The 17,788-nt window shown below is 35.3% G+C and carries 11 protein-coding genes; 10 read left to right on the top strand and 1 reads right to left on the bottom strand.

Annotated features, from left to right (window positions below; genetic code table 11):
• Positions 1 to 11: 11 nt before the first annotated feature.
• From SOM12_RS17390 to SOM12_RS17345, 10 genes are all read left to right on the top strand, one after another.
• The gene (locus SOM12_RS17390; protein ID WP_095929629.1) at positions 12 to 383 is read left to right on the top strand and encodes a YraN family protein; all 372 of its coding nucleotides are present in this window, start codon (positions 12 to 14) and stop codon (positions 381 to 383) included.
• A gap of 121 nt (positions 384 to 504) precedes the next feature.
• Positions 505 to 1,161, top strand: coding sequence for a hypothetical protein (locus tag SOM12_RS17385; protein WP_008466087.1), 657 nt, complete (start codon positions 505 to 507; stop codon positions 1,159 to 1,161).
• Positions 1,162 to 1,550: 389 nt separating this feature from the next.
• Positions 1,551 to 2,114 carry an RNA polymerase sigma factor gene (locus SOM12_RS17380; protein WP_320494569.1) on the top strand — a complete coding sequence of 188 codons (564 nt, stop codon included), beginning with the start codon at positions 1,551 to 1,553 and terminating at the stop codon, positions 2,112 to 2,114.
• A gap of 559 nt (positions 2,115 to 2,673) precedes the next feature.
• On the top strand, positions 2,674 to 3,852 hold the full coding sequence (locus SOM12_RS17375; protein ID WP_320494568.1) for a FecR family protein: 1,179 nt from the start codon (positions 2,674 to 2,676) through the stop codon (positions 3,850 to 3,852).
• A gap of 191 nt (positions 3,853 to 4,043) precedes the next feature.
• Positions 4,044 to 7,265, top strand: coding sequence for a TonB-dependent receptor (locus tag SOM12_RS17370; protein ID WP_320494566.1), 3,222 nt, complete (start codon positions 4,044 to 4,046; stop codon positions 7,263 to 7,265).
• A gap of 8 nt (positions 7,266 to 7,273) precedes the next feature.
• Complete coding sequence (locus tag SOM12_RS17365) at positions 7,274 to 8,767, top strand: RagB/SusD family nutrient uptake outer membrane protein (protein ID WP_095929624.1); 1,494 nt, start codon at positions 7,274 to 7,276, stop codon at positions 8,765 to 8,767.
• Between the two features lie 95 nt (positions 8,768 to 8,862).
• On the top strand, positions 8,863 to 9,942 hold the full coding sequence (locus tag SOM12_RS17360) for a SusE domain-containing protein (RefSeq protein WP_320494564.1): 1,080 nt from the start codon (positions 8,863 to 8,865) through the stop codon (positions 9,940 to 9,942).
• A gap of 122 nt (positions 9,943 to 10,064) precedes the next feature.
• Positions 10,065 to 11,462 (top strand): alpha-amylase family glycosyl hydrolase, encoded by a 1,398-nt coding sequence (locus tag SOM12_RS17355; RefSeq protein ID WP_320494562.1) that lies wholly within the window; start codon positions 10,065 to 10,067, stop codon positions 11,460 to 11,462.
• Positions 11,463 to 11,535: 73 nt separating this feature from the next.
• Positions 11,536 to 13,683 carry a glycoside hydrolase family 97 protein gene (locus tag SOM12_RS17350; RefSeq protein WP_320494664.1) on the top strand — a complete coding sequence of 716 codons (2,148 nt, stop codon included), beginning with the start codon at positions 11,536 to 11,538 and terminating at the stop codon, positions 13,681 to 13,683.
• A gap of 248 nt (positions 13,684 to 13,931) precedes the next feature.
• Entirely contained in the window at positions 13,932 to 17,048 is a 3,117-nt protein-coding gene (locus SOM12_RS17345; protein WP_320494560.1) for an Ig-like domain-containing protein, read from the top strand.
• 58 nt (positions 17,049 to 17,106) lie between these two features.
• Here the strand turns inward: SOM12_RS17345 and SOM12_RS17340 are convergent, their stop codons facing one another.
• On the bottom strand, positions 17,107 to 17,661 hold the full coding sequence (locus SOM12_RS17340) for a DUF5683 domain-containing protein (RefSeq protein ID WP_320494559.1): 555 nt from the start codon (positions 17,659 to 17,661) through the stop codon (positions 17,107 to 17,109).
• Between the last annotated feature and the right edge of the window lie 127 nt (positions 17,662 to 17,788).

The following is a 17,788-nucleotide window of genomic DNA, read 5'->3' as shown; positions in this document are numbered from 1 at the left end:
AAACAAAACCCATGGCAGAACATAACGATTTAGGAAAATTAGGCGAAGATCTCGCTGCAGCATATCTTGAAGAAAATGGATATTCGATTATAGAACGAAACTTTGTTATCCAAAAAGCAGAAATAGATATAATCGCACAAAAAGATGCTGTTTTGGCAATTGTTGAAGTTAAAACCCGTTCGAGTTTAGATTTTGGTTCTCCGCAAGATTTTGTGAAGTCCAAAAAAATTCAATTACTCATTAAAGCAGTAAATGCCTACATAAACGATAGGGAAAAGGATTTTCAAGAAGATTTAGAAATCCGTTTTGATATCATTGCGGTGCATAAAAACGGCGAATCATTTGCAATTGAACATCTTACTGACGCTTTTTATCACTTTTAACATATTTTTTCATTGTTATAATTGTAACAATTTGTTTTTTTATTTATATTTGCAAAGAATTATAACATCGCAATGTTAAATTAACTACCAACTCAACTGTTACCAAAAAAAAAAAAAGATTATGAAAACTGTTTCTTCTATTGTAGAAAACTACATTAAAACAAAACCATTTTTATTAAATGCCCTGTCGCTCGGAATTATTAACCTAACTTCACTTTCGCGAAATATTATGACCGAATTAGAAAGTGAGTTTGGCAAAGAAGTAAAACAAGGCGCTGTTGTAATGTCTTTAAAACGACTAACGGAAGAACTAGATTTTAAACTAAACCACAAAATCAATAAAGTAATTAAAAATATTGGTGAAATCACAGTTCGTTCGGAACTTACCGATTACACTTTTGCTGCATCTGAAACTGTCTTAAACAAACAAGCAGATTTGATCTCTGATATTAATGCTCTATCTGATATTTTTTATACCTCATCTCGTGGAGTAAACGAAACAAATATCGTGGTGAGCAGCAGTGTAAATCACTTAGTTGAAAAACACTTTATGAGAGAAAAATTAATCCAAAAATTGGATAATTTAGCTTCTATTACGGTAAAATTACCAAAAGAAAATATTGTTGTTCCTGGTATTTATTACTTCATTTTCCAACGTTTGGCTTGGGAAGGAATTATTATCAATGAGGTAATTTCTACTTCGAATGAATTTACAATCTTAGTTGGAGAAGATCAAGTAGATGTGGCTTTTAAAGTAATTAAAGACTTGAAAAACTAATTTGACTCTTCTTTCTTTTTAAAAATAAATTTAGAGTTTATATATAACAAAATCCTTTTGTCTTTTCAGGAAGACAAAAGGATTTTTCTTTTGAAATAAAGCAGAACAAGAGTTTCTGTTATATTTCTCAAATAAGAATATTCTCAAAAGTAAAATTCAAAAATTACTTTTTACTTCAGAAAAGCGTCAAAATGACACTTACTTGTAAAATGCCACTTTACACAACATTTTATGTCTTTCTCTAAAAAAACTAACAAAAAATTTGAATTAAGTTTTTTTATATATGATTTGTTGAGAATAATATTTTTATATATTTGCGAAGAAGTCAGACATCAGACCTCGCATTTTGATAGTTTAATACCACTGGAATTAAATAAACGCAAATTAAATTGTTAGAAGCGGCCAACCATAGTGAAAAATTATTGGCAAGTGAACTCAAAAAAGGAAACGAAAAAGCCTTTCGACAACTTTTTGATATGTACCGCCAAGATATTTATGGATACAGCATTAGTCTTCTTAAATCAAAAGAAGCTGCAGAGGAAAATGTACAGGATGTTTTTATGAAAGTTTGGCTCAATCGCGAAAGTCTAAATGTAGAACAATCTTTTAAAGCCTACATTTTTACCATTGCCAGAAATCAGGCTTTTAATGTTTTGAATAAGGCTGCGAATGAAATTTTATTGAAAGAAGCTGTTTTCTACGAAAGTCAGAAATCACATGAATACGGAGATTATGCGGTTCGGGAAGCCGATTGCAAAAAACTTCGAAAACAAGCTATAAAACAGCTCCCGCCCAAACGACGGCAGATTTTTAAAATGTCGCGAAAAAAAGGAATGAGCTACGAAGAAATAAGCGAGGAACTCGGAATCTCGATAAATACAGTCCGGAACCAAATGAGTAAAGCGCTCGAATCGATGCGCGGTTTTTTTCAACTTCACGATGAAATTATCTAACCAAAACCACAATAATGCCATTAAAATCACTCTTCGGAGTGATTTTTTTTTGAATGCTTTTAAAACTTCAACCGATCTTGTCATCCTGAGGAACGAAGGATCACACACGAAATTCCACAATCGAAATCAATAATTTTTTGTCTGCTCCTATTGATTTTCCCAATTAAAAATGAAAAAAAGAATCGTGAATAAACCTGTTTGCCCGCGAGAGGGATGGGAGCAAGCTACCGAAGTAGCGCGGACAGCCCGACAGCATTAGGAAAAGGGGCGCATAAAGACAAAGATTGTTGGCCCTTTTTTCTAATGCTGGCTCGCCCAAAAAATCATTTTTATATTCAGATTGAGGAATTTTTTGTCTCTTTTCTTGTGTGATCCTTCATTTCTCAGGGTGACAAATGCATTTAATCATTATTTCTTCAAAAAAATAAATTCTCATTTCATTAAAAACCAATGCATTAAATAATTAAAAATGTTAAAATTTAAAAATTTATAACGTTTGAGTAGTACTCGATTGCATCTCGGCTGTATTATAGAAACACAGAACCTAAAAACATTCTTAATGAATTCAAATTCTGAAATAAAAACGCTTTTAGAGAAATTTATTTTAAACCAATGTACTGCCGAAGAAACAGAACAAGTTATTGCCTATTGCCGCAATAATAATCTTACTGATGATTTTCCGACAGTAGAAGAAGTGAAAAATCTGTTGGGCGAAATGCCAAAAATGGAGGAACAGAAAGCTGATTCTATTTTCGATACTATTCTAGCTGCAACAAAAGAACAGGAAACAGTAATTGAAATAGAGCCTAGAAAATCAAATTATAGAAAATATATTTCTATTGCGGCTTCTGTCTTGGTGCTTTTGGGTGTTGGTTTTGCTTACAAACAAGGTTTCTTTACTAAAAGTGCGGAAGTTCCATTCGATTTTAAAAGTTCGGATATTGTCTTGCAGATGGAAGACGGAAGCGTTCAGGTTATTTCTGAAAATGGAAAAGTTCAGGTTCACGATAAAAAAGGAAATATTATTGGAAATCAAAACGGTGATAAATTAGTTTACGAGAATCAAACCAATTCTGATAAACTGGCCTACAACACGCTTAAAATTCCGTTTGGCAAAAAATTTCGTTTGCAATTATCTGACGGAACTATGGTTCATTTAAACTCTGGAACAACTTTAAAATATCCCGTAAAATTTATTTCTGGAGAAAATCGTCAGGTTTATCTGGACGGAGAAGCTTTTTTTGACGTTGCAAAAGATAAAAAACATCCTTTTATTGTAAATGCTGATGCGCTGAATGTACGCGTTTTAGGAACTCATTTTAATGTTTCTAATTATCCAGAAGATGCAGCTACAGATGTTGTTTTGGTTGAAGGTTCTGTTGGAATGTACCGTTCAAACGAAGAATTTGATGCTTCTAAAAACACAGTCTTAAAACCTGGTTATAAAGGAAGTTTCAATAAAGAAAATGCTTCGATTTTCACAAAACCGGTTCTTACTGAAATTTATACTTCTTGGATTGATGGCGGACTGACTTTTAGAAACATGACTTTCAAAAACATTATAACTAAACTAGAAAGACGCTACAACGTAACGATCATTAATAAAAACGAAAAACTGGCCAACGAGAAATTTAATGCCAGCTTTAAAGAAGAATCAATCGAGAATGTGATGAGCTATTTTAATGATGTTCATGGCATTAATTACACGATAAAAAACAATCAAATACTAATTAAATAACCACTAAAACCAATAAAAATATATGATGAGATAACATTACGGGAATAAAAAAATCGGAAAGAGCTGCGAACAATTTCCGATTAACTAAGTGATTGAATATAACGAATTAACTACAATCAATTAACAAAATTATGAAAAAAAAATCTAAGAATAATGGGTTTCTATACTCATTGTTCCAAAATGACCTAAAATTGAAATTAACTACTCTACTTATTTTGGTCGCCATGTTTAATATCAAAGCAAGTACTTATGCTCAAAAAACAAAAGTTACCCTTGAATTAAACAATTCAACAATCGAAAAGGTTATTGAGACCATTGAACAAAAAACAGATTTCAGATTTATTTACAAAATGAATGACGTCGACTTAGATCGAACGGTTTCAATCTCTGTAAAGGAACAATCGATATATGTGGTTTTGGACCGAATTTTTAAAGGAACCCCAACCGAATTTAAAATTCGAGACACACAGATTATTCTTAAAAAACCAGAATTAAAATCGCAAAATATTCAAGGCGAAAAAGAAACTATTTCTGGAATTATTACTGACGAAAATGGTGCTCCGCTTCCTGGAGCTTCTATCATCGAAGAAGGAACCAAAAATAGTGTGGTAACCGATTTTGATGGTAAATTTAAATTTACTGTCGAAAGCAGTTCTTCTATTATCGTAGTAAGTTTTGTGGGTTATAAAACAAAAAAAGTTCCTGCTGGAAATGGCATTTTAAACATTCAATTGGAACCAGACGCCACCAACTTACAAGAGGTTGTTTTGGTGGGTTACGGTTCTTTGTCTAAAAAAGATGTTACTGGAGCTGTATCTACAATTAATGCAAAAGACATGAATCCGGGAGCTCTTGTAAATCCGCTGCAATTGATTTCTGGAAAAGCAGCTGGTGTAAATATCAATCAGATTGGTAGTGAACCAGGTGGTGCTCCAAGTGTGCGTATTAGAGGTGTTTCTTCTCTTATCGGAGGAAACGATCCTTTGGTAGTTGTAGATGGAATTCAGGGAAACTTAGATTTATTGAATCAGATTCCACCAACAGAAATCGAGAATATTGATATCTTAAAAGATGCATCGGCTACTGCAATTTACGGTTCTCGCGGTGCGCCTGGAGTTATCATTGTTACTACTAAAAAGAATAAAGCAGGTAAAACTACAATCGAATATATCGGTTCTGCATCTGTAGATTTTATTCCAAAAAAACTAGATATGTTAAGCGCTGATGAATGGTGGACAGCGGCTCAAAATGTTGGTGTTCCTGCATCTGCAAACCACGGTTCTGATACAGATTGGTACGGAATTTTAACTAAAACTGGAATCACTCAAAACCATACTTTATCATTTGGCGGAGGTGCAGAAAAATTTAATTACAGAGCTTCGATCAGTGCGATTTTGCAAGATGGAGTTGTAATCAATTCAAATAATAAAAAATATATTGCGCGTGTTCAGGCATCGCAAACGGGTTTAGATGGAAAATTAAGATTGACTTATAATTTAAACAACGGAACAGATTATACCACCTCAAGTATTCAATCTATCGGACGTGTAAATTATGTTTCTAACTTAATTACAAATGCTTATTTAATGCGTCCGACTGATCCAGTTTTTAATACTGACGGAACGTATTTTACAGATCCAAACGTTTTTCAATACTTAAATCCTTATGCTGCGCAGCAGGAAATTACAAACGAATCTCAAGCTGATAATTTGTTTGGAAGTTTAAAAGCTGATTTGGATTTATTTGACGGATTAACCGCAAGCTGGTTCGGAAGCTGGAGAAAAACAAACAAAACTATTGGTTTTTATAATCCATCATCATCTACAGATTCTCATGCAATTGATCAAAAAGGTTTTGCTAACATTAAAAATGACAGACAAAACGAAAGATTAATGGACATCAGTCTTAATTACAAAAAGACTTTTGGAGCGCATAGCATAAATGTTTTGGCATTGTATGAGTGGCAGAATCAATTGTATCAAGGAAATTATGCTCAAATAAGAGGTTTTGTTGATGACATGACAACGTACAATAATCTAGAATTGGGAGACGTTTCGAAAGTACTTCCTGGAGATATGAAATCGTACAAAAATGACAGAACTGTTGTTTCTTTCTTAAATCGTATTAATTATTCTTATGCAGATCGTTATTTGTTTACAGGAAGTATTAGAAAAGATGGTGCGTCTGTATTTGGAGCTAACAATAAATGGGGGTATTTCCCATCTGCATCTGTTGCATGGAATATTTCAAAAGAAAATTTCATGGCAAACCAATCTCTAATTAACGATTTAAAATTAAGAGTTGGCTATGGTGAAACAGGTAATCAGCAAGGATTAGAGCCTAATAAAACACAACTTTTGGTTGGTAGTAGTGGAAGCACTTATTTTGGTGGTTCTCAAATTAATAATTTCAATATTGCTCAAAACGCAAATCCTGATTTGAAATGGGAAACTAAAAAACAAACCAATATCGGTCTTGATTTTGCTATGTTAGACAACAGATTAAGAGGAACAATAGATGTTTATACTTCAAAAACAGATAATTTATTATTTGATTATACGGTACCTCAGCCTCCTTATCCTTTCAATAAAATTAAGGCAAACGTAGGAAGTATTTCAAACAAAGGTCTTGAGGTTGCTCTTGGATATGATGTAATTAGAAACGAAAACACCACTTTTACACTTGCTGGAAACGTTTCTTTAATGAAAAACGAAGTACTTAACTTAAGTGGCAGTATTAATGGAGTTCCTTTAAATACAGATTATGTTGCTTGGGGAGGCGCTGGTTCAAGTTCTTACTTAATAAAAGGACAGCCAATTGGTACTTATAATATTTTACATCACACAGGTGTAGATGCCGCTGGAGTTGAAACAGTCGAAGATCGTGACGGAAATGGTACGATTGATCAAGGTGATAGAAGTGCAGACAGAGTAATTAGAGGATCTGCTTTACCAAAATATACATATGCTTTCAATCCAACCTTTACGCACAAAAACTTTGACGCTTCAATGTTATGGAGAGGTTCAGGAGGAAATAAAATCTACAACCAAGTACGTGCTAACATAAGCAAACTGGAAAATATTGGTAAATCTAACATTCTGGCAAGTGCTGTAGATGAAGGTATTTACACTTCTCCTTACGCATCTGATATGTACTTAGAAGATGGTTCATTTTTGCGTCTGGAAAATGTTACTGCTGGATATAATTTTCGTTTTACTGATGTTAAATACATCGAATCTGTTAGAATCTCTCTTACAGGAAACAACCTTTTACTTATCACAAATTACTCTGGTATAGACCCAGAAGTAACTTTGAGCGGAAGTGGAAAAGTTGAAGATAACTTTGGTTCAGATAGAGGGATTTATCCTCGTACCAGAAGTATTGCTATCGGTTTGAATGTAAAATTTAAATAGTAAAAGAAATGAAACTTAAAAATATATTAGTGTTAGGAAGTGTATGTTTCCTGTCTCTTGTTGGCTGTACCAATGTAGATGAAAATATTTATGATAAATATCCTGCCGAAGATTTCTACGGAACCCCAGCCGGTGCAGATGTTGCGCTTGCTAGTGTATATGCTCAAGTAGGCGGAAACTGGGATGGTGTAGGATACGCTGGTGCAGATAACGGCTGGTACGATTTGAACAGTATGGCTGCTGACGAACAAGTAATTCCGCACAGAAATACAGGCGACTGGCAGCTTGACTTTGCACGTGTTTACACGCACAAATGGCTTCCAACAGATTTGATGGTAAACAACACTTGGAATTGGCTTTACAAATCAATTTTCAGTGCCAATTTAGCCGTTTCTCAATTAGAGACTGCCAATGCAGAAAAGTCAAAAATTGCAGAAGCAAAAGTATTACGTGCTTTTTTCTATTACCTGTTAATGGATGATTACGGAAATATTCCGTTCTACACAGACAATAATATTACCGTTGATAAAATTCCGCAAGCAAGCCGCCAGCAAGTTTATGATTTTGTTATAAAAGAATTGACTGAAAATGTAGAATTGCTTTCTGGAGAAAAAGGAGGAAATTATTACGGAAGATTTAACAAATGGGCCGCTTATACTTTATTAGCAAAAGTATATTTGAATGCAGAAGTTTATACAGGACAAGCAAAATGGGCGGAATGTCTTGCGGCTTGCCAAAAAGTTTCTGAAGGAAATTTTAGCCTTCACCCAGCTTCAAACAATGCTGCAAGTCCGCTTGGAAATACGTATTATGAATTGTTCGGAGATGTACTTCCTGCAGATGAAACTATCCTTTCTATCTATACAACTGTAGATGTTGTTTCTAGAAATATTCTTAGCGTAAGAAGTTTATACGGACCACATTGCCAGGCTCTTTTTGGGTATAGCGGATGGAATGGTACAATTGTTCCTAAAGATTTCTATCAAAAATATACAGATAGTGACATTCGTAAAAAACAGTTTTTAATTGGAGAACAGCCAGGCGGAACAAATTATACACTTGACATCAGTTCATTGGACAATCCTGGAGCAGGTGCTCAAGAAGGAGTTCGTAACGTTAAATTCTATCCTGTAACTCCTAGAAATGGCGGAGGTGCATCAAACGACTTCCCTATTTACAGATATGCAGACGTTCTTTTAATGATGGCGGAATGTAATGTTCGTTTAAATAATCCCGCTGCTGCAAAACCATTTATCGACGCAGTTAAGCAACGTGCTGGTTTAGGAGCTTTGGATAACGTACCTACTTTAACTGATATTTATAACGAAAGAGGTCTTGAGCTAAACTGGGAAGGTCACAGAAGACAAGATATGATCCGTTTTGGAACTTTCTTAGCCGCAAAACAATTCATGGAAGGTTCAGAAGAATATAGAAAAATCTATCCTATTCCAACTTCTGCTTTAAATGCAAATCCAGGTCTTAAACAAAATCCAGGTTACTAATTAAAAGTATTTTATATGAAAACGCCGTTCTAAAACAAGTTTAATAATGAAGTACGGCAGTATCATAGTACTTTAAAAACAAATAATAACTACATATGAAACAATATATAAATAGATTATTTGCACTTACAGCCTTACTTATTGTTGGAGCTGCTTGTGAAAATGATGCAGAATTAACCTATCTAAAAGATGTCCAGTTCTCATCAGATATAAAAATTGCTCCAGGTACAACTTTTGTACTTCTGGAAGACAATGCAGATACAGATGCCATTACTATTTCTTGGGATAAAGTCACTTTTCCTATTGAAGCACCTGTAACTTATGCTGTACAATTTGATGTTCCTTCAGATATTACGGGTTCAAATGCTTGGCTACATGCCACACGTATAGAAGTAGGGCAAGATATTTTGACTAAAACTTTTTCAGTAAGAGATTTCAATAAAATTGCGACAGATTTAGGTTTACCAATAGACAAAGCAAGCAAACTTGTAGTGCGTGTTGAAGCTCTAATGGACAGAAAAGTGTTTTCTAAAAACGTAGAATTGACTGTTACTCCTTATGAAAAAGCAGTTGCTTTTGGCGAAATTTATATGCCTGGCGATTATCAAGGTTGGGCGGTTGAAACTGCTGCAACTTTAACCGCAATTGAAAAAGGAGTCTATCAAGGATACATGACTGCTGAAGGAACTGCACTAGCATTCAAATTAAATACTGCCAGAACATGGGCTGAATTTTATGGTGCAGGTGCTACTAATGAAGATTTAGTTAGAATGGATGATGATAATTTATTTCTTCCAAGTGCAGGTTCGTACCAAATTAAAGTAAATTTGAACACGCTAAAATGGTCTGCAACTGCTTATGCATGGGGAATTGTTGGAACTGCTCAAACGGGAGGATGGGACAACAGTACACCAATGAGTTATGACCATCAAACTAAAACATGGAAAGTAACAGCAGACTTAGTTCCTGGAGCATTGAAATTCAGATTGAACAACAAATGGGATGTAAATTATGGCCCTGCTGATGAGTCTAAAAATGTTATTACTAAAGATAATGCAGGTGCTTACACTATTTCTGAAGCGGGAACTTATGAAATTACCTTCACTATTGAAGAAACAGATCCAAACACAAATGGCTATCCTGCAACAGCAACTTGCAGCATAGTTAAAAAATAATCTAACATCATTCATACTGGTTAGATTAGTTTTGAGTGATACCTGCCTTTCTGAGCAAAAGGCAGGTTATCTAAAAAAATAAAAACTGCCGCTCAAAACCTATCCAATTTAATTTTAAAATTATGAAGTCTAACTCCAATATTTTTCTTGCTTTACTGCTTTCAATAGCTTTTGTGTCGTGCAGTTCTTCTGAAGAAAACCCTAAACCAGAGCCAAATCCAGGAACAGAAAATGAATATCAGCAGTATGGATCTCCATTTGATAAAGTGGCAGCCAACGAAGATGCCGTAATTTATCAAGTAAATGTGCGCTCTTTTAGTCCAGAAGGAAACTTAAAAGGTGTTCAGAAACGACTTGGAGACATTCAGAAACTAGGTGCAAATGTCATTTATCTGATGCCGATTTATCCTGTTGGAAAAATAAAAACAGCTGGAAAATTAGGTTCTCCTTATTCTATTAAGGATTATAAAGCCGTTAATTCTGATTACGGAACATTAGAAGACCTTCGAGCATTGGTTACCGAAGCACACAGCAAAAATATGGCGGTGATTTTAGACTGGGTTGCCAATCATACTTCTTGGGATAATCAATGGATTACAGCGCATCCTGATTGGTACCAAAAAGATGCCAGCGGAAACATTACCATTCCGCCTGGAACAAACTGGCAAGATGTAGCGCAGTTAAATTATACCAATGCAGAAATGAAAAAGACGATGATCGATGCCATGTCCTATTGGGTTTACAATGCCAATATTGATGGCTTTAGATGTGATGCAGCCGATTTTGTTCCGATGAATTTCTGGTCAGAAGCGATTTCTAAAATCCGTAAAATCAAAAACCAAAGGATGATATTAATGGCAGAAGGCACTAGAGTCAATCATTTTGATGCCGGATTCGATTATACTTTTGGTTTCGCTTATTTCGGCGCTTTAGAAAAAGTGTTTTCAGAAACGCAGCCTGCAAGTTATCTTCAAACTGAAAGCTCTAAAGAATATGGACAGCTGGACGCTTCAAGAAGAATTGTACGTTACACAACAAATCACGACGTGAATCTTTCTGACGGAACTCCGCTTGAACTTTTTGGAGGAAAAAAAGGTTCTTTAGCCGCATTTGTAATTGCATCAAGCATGAAATCTGTTCCTATGATTTATAACGGTCAGGAAATTGGGTACAACAAACGCATCGATTATTTTGACAATGTTCCTATCGATTGGTCTACTGCAGATAATGAAATGCTTTTAGAATATCAGAAAATAATTGCGTTTAGGAATTCAAGTGAAGCACTCCGAAAAGGGAAACTAACTGGCTACAGCAGTAACGAGGCAAGTGTTTTTACAATGGAAACTACAAATGAAAAAGTCTTAATTGTAGCAAATATTAAAAATAAATCTATTAAATACACAACTCCAATTGCTTTGACTAATACCAACTGGAAAGATGCATTAACTGGAAGTACAATTTCTATTGGTTCAGAAATTAATTTAGAAGCTTACCAATATTTAATACTTAAAAAAGAATAAAAGCTTTTAATAAAGTTAGATTTGCAAAAAACTAAATAAAATGAATTTTCAATCCCAAAAAACATTGCTTCAAATGCATTTGAACAAAAAAACAGCGCTTTTATTTTTTGTTATCCTAAGTGTATTTTCGCTTCAGGCACAAGAAATAACTTCGCCAGACAAAAATCTTTCTCTAAAATTTGAATTAAAAGAAGGCGGCATTCCGTCTTACCAATTATCATACAAACAGAAACCGGTTATTAAACCAAGTTCTTTAGGTTTAGAGCTTAAAAACAACGCTTCGTTTATGGATGGTTTTACCATTACAAATACTGCACAATCTTCTGTTGATGAAAATTGGAATCCGGTTTTAGGAGAAGAAAAAACAATTCGCAATCATTACAACGAATTGGTTGTCACTTTAGCGCAAGCGAAAAACAACAATAGGTTTATCCGTATTCGTTTCCGTTTATTTAACGACGGATTGGGATTTAGATATGAATTTCCGAAACAAAATGACCTGAATTATTTTGTAATTAAAGAAGAGCGCACCGAATTTCAATTGGCTGGAAATCATAAAATTTTCTGGATTCCAGGAGATTATGACACCAACGAATATGCTTATACAACATCAAAGATTTCAGAAATTCCTTCTTTGATGAAAAAAGCTACGATTGAGATTAATGCACAACAACCAATCAAAGAATTGTCAGTACAAACACCATCTATGATGAAGTCGGACGATGGTTTATACATCAACATTCACGAAGCAGGATTAATTAACTATCCCGCAATGTACCTTGAAGTTGATGCCAAAACCAACAAAATGACAAGTCATTTGGCACCAGATGCCGTTGGTGCAAAAGGCTACATGCAGACTGACACTCAAACACCTTGGAGAACTATTGTAGTAAGTGATAAAGCAACTGATATTTTAGCTTCAAAATTAATTTTAAACCTTAACGAACCAACCAGTTACAAAGATGTTTCATGGATTAAACCTGTAAAATACATTGGAATTTGGTGGGAATATTTTGTTGCAGGAAGAAGCACATGGGCTTTCGGGAAAGAAAACAACGTAAAAATGACAGATGATTTTACGAAACTTACGCCAAACGGAAAACACGGAGCCACTACAGAACGTGCAAAAGAATACATTGATTTTGCTTCTAAAAATGGCTTTGATGCAATCCTTATCGAAGGTTGGAACATTGGCTGGGAAGACTGGATTGGCAACTGGAAAGAAGACGTTTTTGATTTCGTTACTGCATATCCTGATTTTGATGTAAAAGCGGTTCATGCTTATGCAGCTTCAAAAGGTGTAAAAATTATCATGCACCATGAAACCTCTGGATCGGCTACAAATTACGAACGTCGTCTAGATCGTGCTTTTCAATTTATGAATGACAACGGTTATGATGCTGTAAAAACAGGTTATGTAGGACAGATTATTCCACGTGGCGAACATCATGACGGACAATGGATGGTCAATCATTACATTAACGTTGCGAAACGTGCTGCCGATTATAAAATTATGATTAACAGCCACGAGGCCGTTCGACCAACGGGATTAAACCGAACTTTTCCAAACTGGATTGCTCAGGAATCAGCGCGCGGTACTGAGTTCGAATCTATGGGAGGATTAGCTCCAGATCACACTACAATTTTACCATTTACCCGTTTAATGGGAGGTCCAATGGATTATACGCCTGGAATTTTCCAGACCGATCTTTCGTATTACGGAACAGGAAGTTCACAACGAGTAAACACGACTTTAGTAAAACAATTGGCTTACTATGTAACTATGTACAGTCCGCTGCAAATGGCCGCTGATATTCCGGGGAATTACGAGCGTTTTCCAGATGCATTTCAGTTCATTAAAGACGTTGCGGTAGATTGGGATAACAGTTATATTCTAGAAGCCGAACCTGGAGATTACATTACCATTGCCCGTAAAGCAAAAGGCAAAAACGAATGGTATATTGGCGGAATTACAGATGAAAATGCCAGAACAGCAAACATTTCATTTGATTATTTACCTGCAGGAAAAAATTTCGTTGCAACGATTTATGCCGATGCTAAAGAGGCCAATTGGAATCAGAATCCACAAAAATATACGGTTACTAAAGTTATCGTAAACTCAAAAACCAAATTGAAGCAGTATTTAGCTCCAGGTGGAGGTGTTGCTATCAGTATCAAAGAAGGAACTGCTTCAGATTTAAAAGGATTGAAAAAATTATAATTTAAGACGCTAAGATTCTGAGATACTCAGTTTCTAAGTTTTTTTTTACCACGAATTTCAGAATTAAGATTTTCTAGATAAATCCTTAATTCGATAATTCGTGGCAGAAAAACCTACGCTCATTTTTGAGCAAAAAAACTTACTATTTTGAAAACTATTAACCACAAATGTTTGTCGAATTTAAAAACAATGCGAGTAAGAATGAATTTTAGTTAGAAATGCCGACAAGCATGCAAAAAACTATTATTATGGAAATCAAAATTACCACTAGATTATTTCATATTACCAAAGCATTAATTTGCTTTCTACTATTATTTGCAAGTTCAGCTTATGCACAAGATCCTCCGCAGTACGGAACACCGTTTGCAGGAGTGCCTGACACGAGAGATATCAATATGTATCAGGTGCATATTCGTCCGTTTAGTGCCAACGGAGATTTAGCCGGAGTAACTGCCCGATTAGATAATATAAAAGCACTAGGAACCAATGTTATTTATTTAATGCCGATTTTTCCGCACGGCACCGATTCCCGAAGTTCACCTTCGCCTTATTGTATCAAAGATTTTAAAGCTGTCGGATCAGAATATGGTTCTTTGGCCGATCTAAGAACTCTGGTTGATGGTGCACACAGCCGCGGAATGGCCGTTATTTTAGACATCGCCATCAACGGAACTTCTTGGGACAATGTCTGGATTGCTTCACACCCTGAATATTATAAACGAACTGGCACAACCATTCAGCAACTAGGAAACTTCTCTGATATTGCAGCGCTAGATCTTAACAGTTCGGCAACACGAGCAGCTATAAAAGACGCCATGCGTTATTGGATTTTTGCTGCCAACATTGATGGTTACCGTTGCGATTATGCTAATAATCCTCCCTTGGATTTTTGGTCAGAAGTGAATTCAAATCTTAGAAGCATATCTTCTCATAACTTATTAATGTTAGCCGAAGGTGACAGACAAGAAAACTTTCAAGTTGGTTTCGATATGAATTATGGCGACAGATGGTTTCATGCAGGTTTGTATGATATTGCTAATGGCGGACCAGTTTCTCAAAGAATCCAAGATCAGACAACTTATGAATATGCAAAAGCAACAGGTAATCAGCAAATCGTTAGATATACGGGTAACCATGATACGTACACCAATGATGATGGCGTAAGAAGGCCAATTATTGTATTCAAGAATCATAACGGAATTGTTGCTAATTTCTTGGTTTCTGCTTACATGAAAGGGGTTCCTTTTTTAATGAGCGGACAAGAGATCGACTACGAACCCAAAACGGATTGGCCGTGGCAGAACTTTAAATTTAACTGGTCTCAAAATCCAACAGCTGCTGCAGATTTTGCAAAAATCTTAAATTTCAGAACAACAAGCGCAGCCATCAGACGCGGTGATTTAACGACATACGCAAATGATGATATTAGCATTTTCACTAAAACATTAGGTACAGAAAAAGTAATCGTAATGTCAAATTTGAGAAATGCAGCTAAATCGTATGTTATTCCAGCAGCTTTGGCAGGAACTTATGTAAATCCGTATAACAATAATGCTTCAGTAACTTTAACAGCAGGGTCTACACGTAATTTTGCTGCTTACGAATATTTGGTTTTAACGAATACCAATGCACCTGTTGTCACAGTAACCGGAGTTTCAGTTAGTCCAACAACGGTAACAGTTGGTTTAGGCACAACACAGCAGTTAAATGCAACGATTGCTCCAGCAAATGCCACAAATCAAAATGTAACTTGGACATCGAGTAATACAGCGGTTGCAACCGTAAATGCGTCTGGATTGGTTACAGCAGTTGCAGCAGGAACTGCAACGATTACAGTTAAAACAGTTGACGGAAATAAAACAGCAACTTCGGCTATAACTGTTGCTACGATTCCAGTTTCTTCTGTGGCAGTTTCTCCAACTTCTGCAAGTCTGTATGCTGGAAATACACAACAGCTTTCGACGACAATTTCGCCAGCAAATGCCACAAACAAAAATGTAACTTGGTCTTCAAGCAATACAGCAATTGCAACTGTTAATAGCGCTGGTTTAGTAACAGCTGTTGCAGCAGGAACAGCAACGATTACAGCAACTACACAAGACGGAAATAAAACAGCTTCGGCAACCATTACGGTTAATCCGAATACGAATTTCACGGTTTATTTCTACAAACCATCAAACTGGGGAACTGGAATTAAAATTTATTATTGGAATGCATTACCAACAGGAGTTTTAGCTACTGTAAACTGGCCAGGAGTAAACATGACTGATAACGGAAATGGATGGTACAGTTATACCTTTACCAATATAACTTCAACCAACTTAATTTTTAATGACGGAACCAACCAAACGGCTGATTTAAGCAGAGATAAAAACGGCTGGTACATGAACAGCGCTTGGTACGATTCTAATCCAGGAACGGGTGTTGCGGTTACAAGCGTAAGTTTGAGTCCTACAACAGCTTCATTAAACGTTGGCGGAACGCAACAACTTACTCCTACTATTCTTCCTGCAAATGCAACGAATAAATCGGTAACGTATAATTCAAATAATACCGCTGTTGCAACTGTAAATGCTTCTGGTTTAATTACCGCTGTAGCGAATGGAACGGCAACAATTACTGTTACAACTGTAGACGGAAACAAAACAAACACTTGTTTAGTATCGGTTACGACAGCACCTAGTGGAGGAAATTATTATACGATTAAAAACAGATGGACAGGTGCTTATTTATCTGATGCAGGAACAAATACAGGATACGGAGCAAGCGTTTCTGGAAACAATTACAAATGGCAGAAAATCGCTATTGATGCCACTTATTTTGTACTTAAAAATGTGGCAACAGGTGAACTAATGAATATCGAAGGACAAACTGGAAATGTACAGTGCAATATAACTGATACTACTTTCTGGAGTGCACAATGGTCAAGCGATTATATCGACGGAACTTGGACTCGTTTAAGAAACAGATGGCAGTCAGGAAATATTATTCATGTTGAAAATCAAACTGGCTCCGCGCAATACGGAAATTCACAAGATGGTTGGTACAGCGCACAATGGCAATTGGAAGCGACAACGGTTGGAACTTCAAAAATGGCTCTAAATGTTGAAGAAGTTTCTACAACTGAACCCGAAATTAGCATTTATCCAAATCCTGCAATTAATAATGAGTTTAATATTGTAATGCCTGAATTAGCAAGCGGAGATTCTGCTCAAATTTTCGTTTCAGATTTAAACGGAAGAACTCTTTTAACAGAAAGACTTTCTGCTTCAGGACAGGTTAATCATCATTTATCTTCAGGAGTTTATGTTGTAAATATTATTTCTAAAGATTTTAAAGCTACTAAAAAACTGATCGTTAAATAAATTCGATTTGGTTGAAATAGAAAAGCGCATGAAATTATCATGCGCTTTTTTTTATTTTTTAAAATGTATAATTCAGAGCAAATCCGAAATTATTCTCCGATGTGATTTCATTTTTATTTAATGCGGGTTTAAAAGCTAAATTCTCATTTACATTAAACTGAGATAAAGCAGCATCAACGTTAGCGTCGATAATATTTAAGACATAAAAACCAACCATAAACAAAGCAGATAAATCTCTATTTCTTTGATAGCCTTTTTGAGCTGTAATCAACTGGCTTTCGCTTAATCCTGCTAAAAATTCCGAATCGCTTTTTTTACCTTCAAGCCTATTTTTATATTCGTTTCTATAAAGATTGTAATTCTTCTGATTGTCGATGTAGAAATAAGCACTCGTGCCAATAGCACCATATACCAAAGGAAGTTTCCAATATTTTTTATTATAAATCTGCCCTAAACCAGGCAAAACTGCAGAATAAAAAGCTGCTTTTGCTGGACGAAGCGGATCGATTGTTTCTGATTTTAAGGAATCATTAGAGATAATTCTATCTTTTCCCTGAGCGAAAATTGAGGTAAATCCAAGAAGTAAAAAAAGAACAAGAAGTTGATTCTGCATATAAAGTGTCTTTGAAAATTTTGGCTCAAAGAAAACTTTTTAATTCTAAGGTTTTTCTTAAATAAAAGATAAAGAAAACTTAATTTTTTTATTTCGTTCGCCACGAATTACACCAATTTTCGCGAAG

It is taken from the genome of Flavobacterium sp. CFBP9031 (genome assembly GCF_034044945.1).
GTDB lineage: Bacteria > Bacteroidota > Bacteroidia > Flavobacteriales > Flavobacteriaceae > Flavobacterium.
The sequence above is the reverse complement of the archived record's forward strand: the minus strand, read 5'-3'. Positions and strand labels throughout refer to the sequence as shown.

Coding starts and splice junctions, on each gene's coding strand:
- SOM12_RS17350 (WP_320494664.1), top strand. CDS start 11,536: ATGCATTTGAACAAAAAAACAGCGCTTTTATTTTTTGTTATCCTAAGT.
- SOM12_RS17385 (WP_008466087.1), top strand. CDS start 505: ATGAAAACTGTTTCTTCTATTGTAGAAAACTACATTAAAACAAAACCA.
- SOM12_RS17345 (WP_320494560.1), top strand. CDS start 13,932: ATGGAAATCAAAATTACCACTAGATTATTTCATATTACCAAAGCATTA.
- SOM12_RS17390 (WP_095929629.1), top strand. CDS start 12: ATGGCAGAACATAACGATTTAGGAAAATTAGGCGAAGATCTCGCTGCA.
- SOM12_RS17355 (WP_320494562.1), top strand. CDS start 10,065: ATGAAGTCTAACTCCAATATTTTTCTTGCTTTACTGCTTTCAATAGCT.
- SOM12_RS17360 (WP_320494564.1), top strand. CDS start 8,863: ATGAAACAATATATAAATAGATTATTTGCACTTACAGCCTTACTTATT.
- SOM12_RS17340 (WP_320494559.1), bottom strand. CDS start 17,661: ATGCAGAATCAACTTCTTGTTCTTTTTTTACTTCTTGGATTTACCTCA.
- SOM12_RS17365 (WP_095929624.1), top strand. CDS start 7,274: ATGAAACTTAAAAATATATTAGTGTTAGGAAGTGTATGTTTCCTGTCT.
- SOM12_RS17375 (WP_320494568.1), top strand. CDS start 2,674: ATGAATTCAAATTCTGAAATAAAAACGCTTTTAGAGAAATTTATTTTA.